Annotated in this window: 16 protein-coding genes; 4 read left to right on the top strand and 12 right to left on the bottom strand. The window is 68.0% G+C overall.

Annotated elements, in window-relative coordinates:
- Positions 1–10: 10 nt before the first annotated feature.
- The 4 genes from EOD42_RS22380 to EOD42_RS22365 are packed head-to-tail and all read left to right on the top strand — an operon-like array spanning position 11 to position 5164.
- Positions 11–2545, top strand: coding sequence for a tail fiber domain-containing protein (locus EOD42_RS22380; RefSeq protein ID WP_127789821.1), 2535 nt, complete (start codon positions 11–13; stop codon positions 2543–2545).
- Positions 2542–4434, top strand: coding sequence for a phage tail protein (locus tag EOD42_RS22375; RefSeq protein ID WP_127789820.1), 1893 nt, complete (start codon positions 2542–2544; stop codon positions 4432–4434). Before EOD42_RS22380 ends, EOD42_RS22375 begins: the two co-directional genes overlap by 4 nt.
- A complete protein-coding gene (locus tag EOD42_RS22370) occupies positions 4434–4814 on the top strand; it encodes a hypothetical protein (RefSeq protein ID WP_127789819.1) in 381 nt (126 codons plus the stop codon). The genes EOD42_RS22375 and EOD42_RS22370 overlap by 1 nt, the downstream gene beginning before the upstream one ends.
- Positions 4815–4864: 50 nt before the next feature.
- Positions 4865–5164, top strand: a complete 300-nt coding sequence (locus EOD42_RS22365) for a hypothetical protein (RefSeq protein ID WP_127789818.1) — start codon at positions 4865–4867, stop codon at positions 5162–5164.
- Positions 5165–5583: 419 nt separating this feature from the next.
- On the opposite strand, the gene EOD42_RS22360 is transcribed toward EOD42_RS22365, so the two are convergent.
- The 12 genes from EOD42_RS22360 to EOD42_RS22305 form a co-directional block, all read right to left on the bottom strand.
- Positions 5584–5859 carry a DUF6525 family protein gene (locus EOD42_RS22360; RefSeq protein WP_127789817.1) on the bottom strand — a complete coding sequence of 92 codons (276 nt, stop codon included), beginning with the start codon at positions 5857–5859 and terminating at the stop codon, positions 5584–5586.
- Positions 5860–5964: 105 nt separating this feature from the next.
- On the bottom strand, positions 5965–6261 hold the full coding sequence (locus EOD42_RS22355; protein ID WP_127789816.1) for a hypothetical protein: 297 nt from the start codon (positions 6259–6261) through the stop codon (positions 5965–5967).
- A gap of 11 nt (positions 6262–6272) precedes the next feature.
- Entirely contained in the window at positions 6273–6590 is a 318-nt protein-coding gene (locus tag EOD42_RS22350; protein ID WP_127789815.1) for a hypothetical protein, read from the bottom strand.
- A gap of 277 nt (positions 6591–6867) precedes the next feature.
- Positions 6868–7314, bottom strand: a complete 447-nt coding sequence (locus tag EOD42_RS22345; protein WP_127789814.1) for a hypothetical protein — start codon at positions 7312–7314, stop codon at positions 6868–6870.
- Complete coding sequence (locus EOD42_RS22340; RefSeq protein ID WP_127789813.1) at positions 7307–7828, bottom strand: hypothetical protein; 522 nt, start codon at positions 7826–7828, stop codon at positions 7307–7309. Before EOD42_RS22340 ends, EOD42_RS22345 begins: the two co-directional genes overlap by 8 nt.
- Positions 7825–9189, bottom strand: coding sequence for a hypothetical protein (locus EOD42_RS22335; protein WP_127789812.1), 1365 nt, complete (start codon positions 9187–9189; stop codon positions 7825–7827). The genes EOD42_RS22340 and EOD42_RS22335 overlap by 4 nt, the downstream gene beginning before the upstream one ends.
- Positions 9182–9406, bottom strand: a complete 225-nt coding sequence (locus tag EOD42_RS22330; RefSeq protein ID WP_127789811.1) for a hypothetical protein — start codon at positions 9404–9406, stop codon at positions 9182–9184. Before EOD42_RS22330 ends, EOD42_RS22335 begins: the two co-directional genes overlap by 8 nt.
- Complete coding sequence (locus tag EOD42_RS22325) at positions 9403–9675, bottom strand: hypothetical protein (protein WP_127789810.1); 273 nt, start codon at positions 9673–9675, stop codon at positions 9403–9405. Before EOD42_RS22325 ends, EOD42_RS22330 begins: the two co-directional genes overlap by 4 nt.
- Positions 9672–10604 carry a hypothetical protein gene (locus tag EOD42_RS22320; RefSeq protein ID WP_127789809.1) on the bottom strand — a complete coding sequence of 311 codons (933 nt, stop codon included), beginning with the start codon at positions 10602–10604 and terminating at the stop codon, positions 9672–9674. The genes EOD42_RS22325 and EOD42_RS22320 overlap by 4 nt, the downstream gene beginning before the upstream one ends.
- Positions 10601–11368, bottom strand: a complete 768-nt coding sequence (locus EOD42_RS22315) for a hypothetical protein (protein WP_127789808.1) — start codon at positions 11366–11368, stop codon at positions 10601–10603. Before EOD42_RS22315 ends, EOD42_RS22320 begins: the two co-directional genes overlap by 4 nt.
- Positions 11365–12366 carry a hypothetical protein gene (locus EOD42_RS22310; RefSeq protein ID WP_127789807.1) on the bottom strand — a complete coding sequence of 334 codons (1002 nt, stop codon included), beginning with the start codon at positions 12364–12366 and terminating at the stop codon, positions 11365–11367. Before EOD42_RS22310 ends, EOD42_RS22315 begins: the two co-directional genes overlap by 4 nt.
- Positions 12363–12776 (bottom strand): hypothetical protein, encoded by a 414-nt coding sequence (locus EOD42_RS22305; RefSeq protein WP_127789806.1) that lies wholly within the window; start codon positions 12774–12776, stop codon positions 12363–12365. Before EOD42_RS22305 ends, EOD42_RS22310 begins: the two co-directional genes overlap by 4 nt.

Here is a 12776-nt window from a genome sequence, read left to right as displayed (position 1 = left end):
ACGCCGGGCGATGGCATACCTGACCGAGACCTCTACCTGGGCCGCTGGCGTGTTCCAGCTCGAAACCAACACGGAAGCGCTCGCCGGTCCCGGTGGCGTGATGAACAGCCAGGCTCAGACCCTGGCCAATCGCACCGCATGGCTGAAGGCCCAGGTGGAGCTGCGCGCGGCCATTGCCAGTCCGCAGTTCACCGGGATCCCGATCGCGCCCACGCCTGCCCAGGACACCAACACCAGCCAGCTCGCCACCACCGCCTTTGTGCTGGGGCAGGCGAGCGCCGTAACGCCGGCCGCACCCGGCACGGCGGCTGCAGGCACGTCGCTCCGCTACGCCCGCGCCGACCATGTGCACCCGCGCGATGCCAACAAGCTGGATCTCGCCGGCGGCACCATGACGGGGCCGATCACCTTCGATCTGGCCGGCAATGCCCAGGCACTGGCGCTCCGGAACCCGGACAACCTGCCGTGGGACAACATCGCAATCGGGTTCTACACGGGCGACGGCTCCGGCCAGGTCATGCGCGGCCTGATCCGAGGGCAGCGCATCGGCAGCGGCACCGGCGGGCGGCTCCTCCTCAGCACATTCTCGGACGGCACGCAGTACGACACGGTTGAGATCACGCCCGAGAGCGTGAATGTGCGTGTGGCGAATTTCAGTGTGCTCGCCCCCACCGGCGCCGCTGCCCAACTCTTCCTGGATAAGGGCGGCTCCGGCTCTGGGCGGGCATCGCGCATCACCGCCCGCAATGGCACCTCGCCGCGCTGGCTCTGGGATCTCGGCGACGAAGACCCCGAGAGCGGCTATGCTGGCGGCTCGAACGCCCGCCTGGGGGGCTTCTCCAACGCTGGGGATTGGATCGGCGAGGCCCTGTTCGTCCGGCGCAGTGACTTCCTGACGGTCCACGGCGGTAATGTCGCGGTGGAACCCCTCAGCGGCGACGCCTACCTGAGCATTGATCCGCGAACCGCCAATTCCAACGGCACCATCTACATCAACTCCAGGGGAAGCAGCACCAGGGCCGGCCTGATCGGGCGCCGCGATGGCACCGATAGCTGGGCGCTGCGCATGCCGAATACCGATGGTTGGTTCCAGATCGAGCGTTACACCGCCGGCGTCTATCAGGACGCCCCGTTCCGCATCGACCCGACGAACGGCAAGGTGTTCTTCACCTCAACGCTCGACATGCCCACCGCGCCGACGAACGCCGTGCATGGCACCAACAAGGGCTATGTGGACACCGCCGATGCACTGCGGGCGCTGAAGGGCGGGGACAGCTACACCGGCGGCCATCAATTTGCGTCCGGCGCCCGCCTGCGCTTCGGGCACGCCAACCAGCTCGATGCCGATGATGGCACGATCGCCGCCGGCCTCTTCGATTCCGGCCTGAACATCGTCGGCACGCAGACCGTCAGCGGTCAGGGCCGTGAGATCCATAGCTGGGGCCGGTTCTTCTTCTCGGACGATCTGATTGCCCAAGGAAACCTGGTGCTGCGTGGCAACGGGTCGGAGGGTGGCCAGCTCGTGCTGGGCTACGCCGGCAACACGGCCGTGCTGGGGCAGTCGGCCTCCACCTGGAATATCGACGTGGACGATGCGAATGCCCTGCGCATCTTCCGGCAGAATGCCTCCAACGTGGTGCTGACAGCGATCTCCATCGCGGAGAGCACCGGCACCGTTACCCTCGCCAACTGGCTGCGGATGAACGGCCGTATTCAGTCTCAGCACACGGATTGGGGCATCTACCACTCTTCGGCACGGGAAGCTGGGGGCAACTACTTCCACGATTTCCATTCAGGCCAGGCTGCGACCGGCAATGACATTGGTGCGCAGGCCGTGCATGTCCCGGGCAACTGGTTCGGGTATCGCGTCTTCGCGGGCTCAAACAATTGGGACTTCAAGAACGATGGCAGCTTCATCGTCCCCGGTGATGTCATCTCCGCCGGCAATGTGCGTGCCTCCCTGCTGAAGGGCGGGGCAGGCGCGAATGACGCCGGCGTGCTGAAGGCCTGGGGCAGCAACGACACCATCTGCTGGCGCTATGATGCCGGGCACTGGAAGCTGCGGCTTAACGAGGCTTCCGAAACGTGGATGATCCACTCGCCGAACCTCAACTACATCGACGGTCGCGATTGGGGTGGCACGTATTCCATGCTGGTGCACCAGCAGGACGACACCAACATGATCTTCTATCCCTCGGCCTATTCGGACGAGGAGTTGAAGGACAACATTCGCCCCGCCGAGGTCGATGCGCTGGCGGTTTTGCGCGGCATCGAGATCTCCACCTTCAGCTTCAATGAGCGCGGCATCGCCATGCAGCGCCTGTCCGGGGATCGCATCCACAAGCGGGCCGGCTTCATCGCCCAGAACCTGCGCCGCTCCGTGCCTGAAGCCGTGATCGAGGCGCTGGGGGCGGATGGGAAGCCCCTGCCGCTCATGCTGAAGCCGGATGAGCTCGCCCCCTACACCGTGCTGGGGATCCAGCAGCTCGAACAGCAGATCGCCACCTTGACCGCGCGCCTGGCCGCGTTGGAGGCCGCCCGATGAGCAACCTGACCGAAACTGCCGTCTGGGCGCCCGGCGTCTTCCAGCTTGAAACCACCACCCCGGTGCTGGGCGGCCCGGAAGGCCCGTCGAACACGCCGCTCCTGAACCTGGCCAACCGCACCGCCTACCTCAAGGCTCATGTGGATACGCTGGAAGAGGCGCTGCCGACCAAGGCTCCGCTGAACAGCCCGGACTTCACCGGCTCGGCCATGGCGGTCACGCCGGCGGACGGCGACAGCACGCGCCGCCTGGCCACCACCGAATGGGTGCAGGGTCTGATCCGCGGGCAGACCACGAAGAATATCGCCGCAGGCAACACCGCGCTGACGGCGATCGAGGCCGGCAAGAGCGCCATCATCCTGACAGGCAACCTCACGGGCGACGCAACCGTAAGCGTGCCGGCTGCCAATGGGCGCTGGACCGTCACCAACCGCACCACGGGCGGCTTCACCGTCACCTTCCGCGCGGCAGGCGGTGGCGGTGTGCTGCTGGCTCAGGGAAAATCCCAGCAGGTTTGGTGCGACGGCACCGACATGCTGCCGACCACCACCGAGGCCCGGAATCTCTCTCTGACCGGCACCCCTACCGCGCCTACGGCGCCGGCCGGCACCGCCACCACCCAGCTCGCCACCACCGCCTTCGCGCGGCAGTGGGGCAGGGGGCGCGCCGAGATCGACGTGTCCGCCGGCGGCACGATCACCCCGGCTGATACCGCACTGACCGGGCCCATCATCTCCCTGACGGGCTCGCCTGGCGCCGCCACCACGCTCATCCTGCCGGGCGAAGCCGCCGACTGGATCCTGCTGAACGGCAGCACCCAGACCGTCACCGTGCGAACCGCCGGCCAGAGCGGGGGCGTGGCCGTCACCAGCGGCCGCAGCCGCCTCATCTGGACCGATGGCAGCAGCGTGGCGGGCAGCCCGACCGAGCTGGAAGGCGTGGCGCTGCGCGGCACCAGCACCGCCGTTACCCCCAGCCCCTCGGCCAACAACACCGAGCTCGTCACCACCGAATGGGTGCGTGCCCTGCTGGCCGGGCAGGCGGTCTACACCACCGGCGACACCAAGCTAACCCTGAAGGCCGCGGCGGATCCCGGCTGGCTGATGCTGACCGGCGGCACCATCGGCAACGCCGCTTCCAGCGGCACGGCCCGAGCCAACGCGGATACGGCCGACCTCTTCACTCTGCTCTGGAACAACCTGGCCGATGCCCAGGCCCCGGTGGTGGGCGGGCGCGGCGCCAGCGCGGCAGCCGACTTCACCGCCGGCAAGCGCATCACCCTCCCCGACATGCGCGGCCGCGCGGTGGTGGGGGCAGGGCAGGGCACCGGCCTGACCGCGCGCGCTCTGGGCAGCACCTTCGGCACCGAAACCCATGTGCTGACCTACGCCCAGATGCCGCAGCACGACCACGGGGCCGAGACAGGAGCCGCCGGCGCCCATGACCACACCGTCACCGTTTCGGAAGGCGGCGGGCATGCGCACGACGCTTCCACCGGCAGCGCCGGCACCCATGTGCACTCGGCAGCCTGCAGCCAGGACGGCGACCATTGGCACACCGATGGCCATGAGGGCATGTATGACATGCACGGCGGTGGCATCCTGATTGGGCCGCGCAACTGGAACTATAGCCCGGTCAGCGGCATCTACTACGATGTCTATCAGTGGTCGCGCACCAGCACCGCCGGGAAGCACGCCCATCAGATCACCCTGGGCAACGCCGGCGCGCACACCCACTCCATCACCGTCTCTGTCGGCGGGGTGCACGCCCACACGGCGACGGTCAGCGCGGCCCCAGCGCACAGGCACACCATCGCCGCCGCCGGCGGGAACGAGGCACACCCCAACGTCCAGCCCTCGATCGCCCTCAACGTCATGGTGAAGCTGTGATGGCCGCGGCGCTGCGGCATCCCGCCCGGGGCGTCGTGACCCTAAAGCTGGTGCATGACGCGCGTGCCATCGATCCAGACCTGCCGAGCAGCGAATCACCCATGACCGACCATGAGCGTGCCGTGCTCGAACAGGAAAAGAGCGACCTGGCCATCCATGTCGAGATGGCGGGCTATCGCTGGCGGCTGATGCAGAAGCAGTTCAAGGACTGGGACGACAAGATAGACGAGCGGCTGACCGCCCAGGATAAGCTGCTGCGCCGCATTCTGACCGTGCTGTTGGCGATCGGCACCGCCATGCTCACCTATCTGGCCCCGCACCTGCTGCCCCTGCTGGCGCCGATACGCGCCGCGGCCGCGCAGGCCATGCGCCTGTTCTGACGCACCATCGGGTATAGTCTTGGCTCCGCCGCCGAAGGGATGGAGCTCAGATGGTCACCAAGCCCCGCACGATACCAACCGCCAAGCCCGAAGACGGCACGGTGAAGAAGCGCATCCCGGGGCGTAAGCCCGGGCCCGCCGACCGCGCCGAGTTCATCCGACTCTGGGATGAGATGAGCGATGACGGCCGGAAGCAGGCCTACTTCTTCATGCGCAGCCTGAGCATTGAAGAGGGACTGTTGGCCGAAGACGCTGATCGCTTCCCGGTGGGGCGCGGCGGACCAAGCAGAGCTCATGAACTGTCCACTTCGCACACGCGGAAGGGCCGACACGCGATAGGACCGGAATAGGCCCATTTCCAGTTTCAATTGACGAAATCGACGTTCCGCACGATCTTTCGCAGCAGTTGGTGCCGGCGGCAGCGTCGCCGCCGCCAGCTTTGGGACTACCCTGAGACACGGCCTGGAAACTGAGCCTCGGGTTAGGCCTGGGTTAAGAGAGCAGAGCCGAGAGGAACCAGAGAAGCGCCGTTAACGCTTCAAGGGCCCTCTCGGCCAGCTTGATCCAGATCTGCCCTAACAAGGCAGTTGCTCCTTTCGTTGCTGCGGAGCTTGTTCACGCTACGCCGGGGATTCGACTGCACAACAAGCACACGCAGGTCACGTTAGCCGATTGGTATGAGGGCTCACCACCCCCATGCTTGTGGATGCGGTAGTGCACCATATAGAAACGAATGGTGAACAAGCGTGGTCCCTCCAGGGGGCTCTTTTCAGTCGCGCCCGTGGCGGCGCCGCGCTTCGATCTCCTGGAGATCCGCCCTTTCGATCTCCGCTACCGCGCGCTCCGTTGCCCGCTGCCGGCCATAAACCGACGCGCACCGCTGCCAGCGCGCTAGCAGATTCACCGCCGACCAAGGGCGAAGCGCATTGTCGAGCTTCCAGCGCACTCGGCCCGGGAGCGCGTCGAAGGCGGCCATCTCCTCCGCGTGGGTGGAATCGGTGGTGCTGGCGCCGGCGGGCGGCTGGTCGTTAGCGGATGCGCTCATGGCCGCGCCACGGCGGGCCGTCCGCCGATTTCCGCCACTTTCCCGATTTCTGGACAATCTGCCTGCATGGAGGCCAGCATGCTGCGCTCTTCCTGCCCGCTTCGCCTAGACCGGCCTGTGCCCGGCCGTGTCCGGGCGGTTCCCGGTCGCGACCGCACGGCGGGGCGGGAATTTCCGGGCAAGCCGGGGATCTGGCCGGCGAAATTGAGAAATCGGCCGGGCGCGGGCCGGGCACGCCGGATCTGCGGCCGGACCGTTGATCGGGAGGACCAGCACCGCCAGCAGGCAGCAGACCAGCGTGGAGATGAAGGCGATCATCTCACCGCTCGGCCCGAAGGCCGCGGCGGTGGACCAAGCGACGAGGGCGAGGCCCATCAGAGCGAGGGCGGCATGTGCTCGCATTCCCATGGTCCCTAGAACAGCTCGCCCTGCGCGATGGCTCCGGGTGCAGGTGGTGCAGGTGGTGCAGGTGACGCTGGTCGCTGAGGATGCGGCGAGACCGCGGCGACCGCCGGCACGTGGAAGGCGGGCGCGTGCTGCGCCATGCCCAGCTTAGCGGTCAGCGTCCGCAACGCTTCGACCGCACAGTCGCCGCGCGCGAAGTCGATGTCCGTGCCGCCGTCAGCAGCCGGGCGGCGGGCGTTCGCCACCCATTGGCCATTGTCATGCTCATACAGGTTGTTCAGGCGCCACCCGGCAGCCCTGAGTTCGGCAAGGGTTTGCTCGATCACCGGGGCAGAACCCTCACAGGTGCCAATCCGAAAGTCTTCATGCCGAATGTCATGTTTACGAAAGTCCATTGGAAGGCGGCGCTGGGGCTATCTGCCCCAGACCAGCCCGATGATGAAGTCGAGCAGCGCCAGACCGCCCCCGAGCCACAACATCGGCGCGAGCTCGGGGTGCCAAGGCACAGCCAGCAGGGCGCCCACGCCTATCAGGAGGCACAGCGGCTTAATGACCACGCGGTGGCGGACGAGGTGGCCCGACGCCTCTCTATGCCGCGACGCCTTAGCCAAGGTTCCCACCCCAGTCCTCGAAGGGCGGAAAGAAGCGAATTACGCTCCTGCCAGGACCGGAGCCTATGAGGGTGGCCCCATGCAGGTTCAGGTCTCGCTCGGGATGATAGGTGCCAGGCGGGACGACACGGCCCTCACGCGCGCAGGCTTCGAGCATATCCGCCACGGGAGTTTTCGACCCGATCGGCAACACGACCGCGCGTTCTTCGACCACATCCCGCATGCCGGGGATGGCGTCGATGGCTGTAACGATGGCTTGCCCGGCGATTGTGAATTGCCACCGATTCCTGCCGTCCTTCGTGAGCCAGCCGGCGGCCACCAGCTTCCCGAGCATGTCTCGGCCGACATCGGTATCCTGCCCGTCCTCGGCACATTCGTAGCAGCGAAGGAGCGCGCGTAGGACGGGACGCCTGCCCGCCTCAAGGACCGGATCACCCATGCTCGCCTCCCGGCAGAGACGCCCGCTGCACGAACGCGAGCTGAGCCGCATACGCCGCGCGGTCCATGGCGGCCTGGCCAGCGTCAGCAATCCTCGCCTCCACCAGTGCCGCGATCTCTTCGTCGGTAACGTTGGGGTACTTCTCCGCCCGCTTGTGCTCGTATTGGGCCCGCCATACCGCACGTCGCAGATCGTCGCTCAGCTCGGGTGCCATGATTGGCGGCTTGCGCCGCAGCTCATCGGGGAAGTCCGGCTCCGGCGCAGGAGGGACAAGGGGCCCCATCGCGATCATGACCGGGCCGAACAGCCAGGCGCTGGTTCCGCCGCAGACGCCGCAGGTCAGGACATCCAGGCTTGGATCTTCGGCCCATTCCGTCAGTCCCCAGCCGGGCGACATATGGGTCCACTGCCGGCACCAGGGGCACTTCTGAGACCCCCCCACGCGCTCCTCGGTCCGCTCGTCGCGGCGCCGCGTCAGCCAGTTGCACAGGCGAGTTTCGAGGCGGCGGATCATGAGTGGCAGCCGATCAGGACGACAGAGCCGTCAGGCTGCGAGAACCGAAGGACACAGCACACCCCGAAGCCCCCGCGCCCCTCTTCCAACCACATGGGCGTCTCCTCCACCCAGCGAGTGCCCGCCGCGATCAGCACCAGCCAGTCCTCATCGCCGCCATTGGTGGAGAGCTCGCGCAGGGCCTCTGGCGCTTCATGGAAGGGCCAGACCTGGATAGGCGCCGCGACCATTTGCCCGGCGCCGGGAGAATGGTGGCCGCGGGCGCGGATGGCCGCGGCCTGGGCGCGCAGCTCGCGAGCCAGGTCACTCAGGCCGTTCCGCTCATCCTTGCCGGCGGTCTGGCTTCGTGCGGCAAGATCGGCTTCCACCTCGGCCGCGCGCACCTCCAACGCCCGAGCATCAGCTTCGCGGGCGGCGCGCATCCCGAGCAGCACGTCACCAGGATCGTCAGTTTCCGCCAGCCCCAGGTCTTTCATGGGCGGCAGCATCTCCGGTGAGAAGGTGCCCAGGATCCAGCATCGCAGAAGCTCGCGCGCCCGGCCGGTGCTGATGTCCCAAGATTGCACCGCCATCAGCAGGGGCTGCACGTCCATGGTGTTGAGCCCGGCCAGGCTGACCGCGGCAACGTTGCCTTTGAAGGCCTCCGATGCTTCTCGTGCCACGGCCTTCCCCAGCCCTTGAAGAGCGACTGCATCCTCCTCGATGCGGGCGAACAGGGCAGCAAGCATGTCGAAGGGGATGCGCGCCTGAGAACGCCCGAGATCCTTGTCTCGCTTCAGCGCCAGCCGGAGCATTCGGACATCATGATCGGTCGCTGCCATAGCCATGGGCCTCGGATCGAACCCGCAAGCCACCCCCCCGGAATTTCCGGATAGTTCGACCAGCGCCGGCGCAAGCAGCCCTCCATCCATAGCCGCCAGCACCGCCCGCGCGTCATCGAAGACCGGGCCACGCAGGTTGCCCGCCGGCCCGCCGCTCGCGAAAAGCTGCGGCCGCGCCTCCACCGTGTCCGCCCAATCCATGATGGCCTGCAGCTTGGTGATGGCGGTCTCGACCAGCTCGGGATCCCGCCACGGGCCGATGTAGCGCCATTTCGCGGCCACCTCCGCCGGACTCCATCGCTCGCCCAGCGCGTAATGCCACCAGTATCCACCTTCGCCAGCCTCCCAGGCGATGAGGTGTCCGCCTTCCCGCGTCAGACGCGGATTCCGCAGCGCGACGTAGTGCTTGCGCGACAGCTCTGGCCGCTCAGGCCTGCCGTCCCAGATCTCCGCGGCGGGCGCCGCAGAGGTTTGGGCGGGCCAGCCGCAGCCCGGCTTGCTGCAAAACGGGGTGCGGACCTCTGGGGTGCACTTACACATTGCCACCTCCCTGGCGCGCCAGGCGCCGGCGCACGCTGCCCGGCACGCTGGCGCGCGGGCTGTTGGGGTTGGGAGGCAATGCGGGCATTGGCGCGCGCGGCGCCTCCGGCGGCGCGGGCCTCACTTCGACACGGGCAGCGGGCTCCGTGATGACCGCCGGCGTGCTCATCAGCAGCGTGGTCATGCCCAGCGCTGAAAGGGTGCTGAGCCTCCTCATGCGGCACCTTCCTTCGGCGTGTCCGCCACCGCACGCATCCAGTGGATGTCAGTAGGCACGACCTTGGATACCCCGCGCGTCACCAGCCCTCGCTTCTCCATGGCGTTAAGCCTGACGCGGATGTAGCGGGGCGTGATTTCTTCTCCGAAGCGGTTGGCGATACGCCAGGCGCGGGCGCCGGTGGACCCCAGCGCGGCCAGGATCTGGCCATCCGTGGGGCGGTTTGGCGGCAGCCTGCTCATGCCACCGCGTGCCAGGGGCGCGCTCATGCCGCCACCTCAGCCGCCACCGTGTCGGCCTTCGTAAGCTTCGCCTGAAGGTCGCGCAGCAGCGTCAGCGCGTCGCGGTAGGCCTGCGCCTGGCCCCAGCAGCGTTCTTTCTCTTCGCGGCTGCTGGCGCTGCAGTAGGCCTCCATGGCGTTGTCGCGACGGGCCTGCAGCGAAGCGTCGAGCTTCGCAGCATCCCTCCGCGCGGCCTGCCGCGACAGCTCCCCGGGTGCGGCCGCGGCGCGGACCGGCGCGCATTTGCTGCCACCGCCGCTCTGGCGGTATGCGTGCTCGTCAAACCCGCGCATCAGGGCGTTCGAGAACCACGCCAGAGCAACGCCCTCATCAACGCCGGGGTTCTTCTCGCAGAAGGCCGTCGCCCAATCCTGGGCATCAAAGCTGGGAAGCGGCCAGTTCGGATCCTCGCGGCTAGGGTTCTGGATGGCCAGCGCGTAGGCCAGCATACCGTCCGGTTCCGTGGGAGAGGCGGCCGCTTCAGCCACCGAGCGCTGGCCGACATTCAGCAGCATCTGGCCAAGCTTCTTGGCCTCCGCGCAGCTCAGCAACTCCACGGCCTCGTGACCGTCCCGTCCTGAGCGAAGGCCGACGAGATTGTCCGCTACCTTCTCGACCGTGAGCGTGCAATCAGGCCCGCGGAGCATTCGTTCTGCGTAGGCGGCGCGCGGGCTTGTCGCAGCCTGGCCGATCAGCCGCGTGACCGCCTCCACCAGCAGTGCCTGGCCGCTTGGGGTCAGCTCAAGCCCAGGGTTGCCGGGCGTCGCGAAGATACGGCATCTGCGCGCGTCTTCAAGGAAGCCCAGCAGGCCAAGTAGATTGAGGCTGCTTAGGGTTTCGACCGTGGTGCCGGGCCCTTCATGCGGGATCATTTTCCGCAGCTCTCGATCCGGGCCAGGGGCAGTCTGCTCGCTCATTGCGCTTTCCCTTCGATGTTCGGGTTCATGGCCGTGGGGCGGATCCCCAGGCGAAGTCGTGCGGCCCGGGCAGGATCGCCCTCGGCCTCAGCCTTTCGGGCGGCGGCCTCGTAGCCGGCGTTGCGCGCCTCCACCGCCACGGGAGCGGCGCGCACCTTTCGGGCGTCGCGCAGCACCGCGTCGCGCTGCATGGCGTTCACGCGCAGCTCGGATGCGAGATCGGACAGCGCCCGCGCCTGGACGGCGGCGGCCTTCTCGGGCTTGGCCGCCACCGGCGCCGAGGCCAGGCGGCGCAGCGCCATCACTCGGTCGCGCAGGCCCGCGCCAGCCGGTTCGAGCCACTCGGCCAGTTCCTTGACGCTTGGCCAGTAGTGAAAGCGGCGGGTTGCCTCTGCCTGCCGCGCCTCGGTCAGCACGCGGGCCGGCACCGAGGTCAGGAACCTGGCCAGCAGCTCCATCTGCTTGCCCACATCCTTCTCCGGGTAGCGGGCAACGCGCAGCAAGATCAGCGGGCCCAGGAAGAGGGCCCACTGCCGCGCGGTGGCAGGCGCGCAGGCCGCTTCCGCCGCCGGCAGCAGCCGCCAGGCCTCGTCGCGGACATCGACCGCCACCGTCCGGGGCATCGCCGGGTAGGACAGATCCCGCAGGGCACCGGCCAGCCGCGGCGGCAGATCGACCGGGCGTGAGGGAATGGAGATCTCGCGGGACTGACCGCCACCGGTCAGCATCTGGCCGAGCATGCGGGGTTCGTCTTCGCCGCTCATCCGTCGATCACCACGCTGGCGCCATAGCCCGCGTCCAGCGGGTCGCCGCTCAGGTAGCGGCCCAGCTCATCCACCGCCTCGGCATGCCGCGAATCAGCGCGCTCCTGCGCCGAGGGCGTAGGGGGGCGCGGGCCGCGGGGTGGCTGAACGCCCATGCCGCCGGCAGATGGTCGCGAGCTACGCCCGAGCCAGACGCGGAAGGCCGCATCCCAATCCCGCTTCTTGGCGCGGGCGCCGCCCTCGCTCATCCAGTAGTCGCGGAAGGAGGTTGCCTCCGCCTGCCCGTCCAGGCCCTTGGTTGCAGCCAGGGTCAGGTCATCGAGGCGCGGCGACCAATCCGCCGGCAGGAAGTGCGGCGGCTTCTCCTTCGGCTTCGGCGCCGAAAGCGTGGGCAGGTTCGGCTGGGGCGGGGGCGTGCGCTCCGCGCGCTGCGTCACATCCCCCTGCACCCCCTCCCCAGGATCAGAACAACCCTTCTTCTTCTCTTCTTCTCTTCTCTCTTCTAGGGGCGTCACATCCGTAACAGGCGTCACCGCAGCCCCGGGCGTTGTCACCACCGTCACCGCTGGCGTCACATGCGTCACTTCTGGCGTCACATTTGTCACGCCGTCACCGCGAGCATTTTCCGCCTTTCGCTCACGCATTCGACGCATGCGCTCGGCCGAGGTGCTGGCCGGCTTGCCATCGGCTGGCTGAAGCTCGCCCTGCCGCCGCTCCCAGCCGATCAGCACCTCGCCCGCCAGAAGCAGCCCCTGCATGGCGTCGTGGATCGCGGTGACTTGCTCGTCTTCGAGATCCAGGCCGGTGGCGATCGTCCCGTCATCCCAGCCGGCCAGGGTGCCCCGGCTGTCGCCGGCGTGGCCGCCCGCGTGGCACAGCATGCAGACCCACACCGAGAGCACGCTGGCCATAGGCGCCCGAGCCAGTTTCGCGACGCGGCGCAGCTTCATATCCCCGGGCATCTCCGTGTAGACCCGGAGCCACGGCATCGCCTTCATGATGTGGGCCAATCCAGAGGGGTGATGATGACCAGCGTGCCGACATCGGCGCGCGGAACGCGGCAGGCCCGAACCACCAGCTCCATGTGCTTCGGGCTGTCGTCATGGACGAAGCCCAGCCCGTAGGGCCGGCGCTTCTCCACCATCGGCAGCAGGCAGTCGATCAGCCCTTTGCAGCCGCCGACCAGGCCATCGGTATCGGCGCCAGGCCCTGCCGACCGGCGCTCGATCTCCACGCGGGCCCGCATGAGCGGGGTGGCCGGCAATCCGGCACGCCCAACCGCCGCACGTATGGCCCAGGCCATGGCGCGCGTCTTCTGCCCGCGCTGTCGCCAATGCTGGCGGAGCGTCTGGTTCAGGGTCGGGGTGACGATGCCCGCCAGCCAGAGCGAGTAGGCTGGTGCGGGCAT

The sequence above is a fragment of the Rhodovarius crocodyli genome, assembly GCF_004005855.1.
Classification (GTDB): domain Bacteria; phylum Pseudomonadota; class Alphaproteobacteria; order Acetobacterales; family Acetobacteraceae; genus Rhodovarius; species Rhodovarius crocodyli.
This window is presented reverse-complemented; position numbering and strand designations above follow the sequence as displayed.

Coding starts and splice junctions, on each gene's coding strand:
- EOD42_RS22335 (WP_127789812.1), bottom strand. CDS start 9,189: ATGTGTAAGTGCACCCCAGAGGTCCGCACCCCGTTTTGCAGCAAGCCG.
- EOD42_RS22310 (WP_127789807.1), bottom strand. CDS start 12,366: ATGAAGGCGATGCCGTGGCTCCGGGTCTACACGGAGATGCCCGGGGAT.
- EOD42_RS22355 (WP_127789816.1), bottom strand. CDS start 6,261: ATGCGAGCACATGCCGCCCTCGCTCTGATGGGCCTCGCCCTCGTCGCT.
- EOD42_RS22315 (WP_127789808.1), bottom strand. CDS start 11,368: ATGAGCGGCGAAGACGAACCCCGCATGCTCGGCCAGATGCTGACCGGT.
- EOD42_RS22330 (WP_127789811.1), bottom strand. CDS start 9,406: ATGAGGAGGCTCAGCACCCTTTCAGCGCTGGGCATGACCACGCTGCTG.
- EOD42_RS22360 (WP_127789817.1), bottom strand. CDS start 5,859: ATGAGCGCATCCGCTAACGACCAGCCGCCCGCCGGCGCCAGCACCACC.
- EOD42_RS22305 (WP_127789806.1), bottom strand. CDS start 12,776: ATGCCCGCACCAGCCTACTCGCTCTGGCTGGCGGGCATCGTCACCCCG.
- EOD42_RS22325 (WP_127789810.1), bottom strand. CDS start 9,675: ATGAGCGCGCCCCTGGCACGCGGTGGCATGAGCAGGCTGCCGCCAAAC.
- EOD42_RS22320 (WP_127789809.1), bottom strand. CDS start 10,604: ATGAGCGAGCAGACTGCCCCTGGCCCGGATCGAGAGCTGCGGAAAATG.
- EOD42_RS22380 (WP_127789821.1), top strand. CDS start 11: ATGGCATACCTGACCGAGACCTCTACCTGGGCCGCTGGCGTGTTCCAG.
- EOD42_RS22345 (WP_127789814.1), bottom strand. CDS start 7,314: ATGGGTGATCCGGTCCTTGAGGCGGGCAGGCGTCCCGTCCTACGCGCG.
- EOD42_RS22365 (WP_127789818.1), top strand. CDS start 4,865: ATGGTCACCAAGCCCCGCACGATACCAACCGCCAAGCCCGAAGACGGC.
- EOD42_RS22340 (WP_127789813.1), bottom strand. CDS start 7,828: ATGATCCGCCGCCTCGAAACTCGCCTGTGCAACTGGCTGACGCGGCGC.
- EOD42_RS22370 (WP_127789819.1), top strand. CDS start 4,434: ATGGCCGCGGCGCTGCGGCATCCCGCCCGGGGCGTCGTGACCCTAAAG.
- EOD42_RS22375 (WP_127789820.1), top strand. CDS start 2,542: ATGAGCAACCTGACCGAAACTGCCGTCTGGGCGCCCGGCGTCTTCCAG.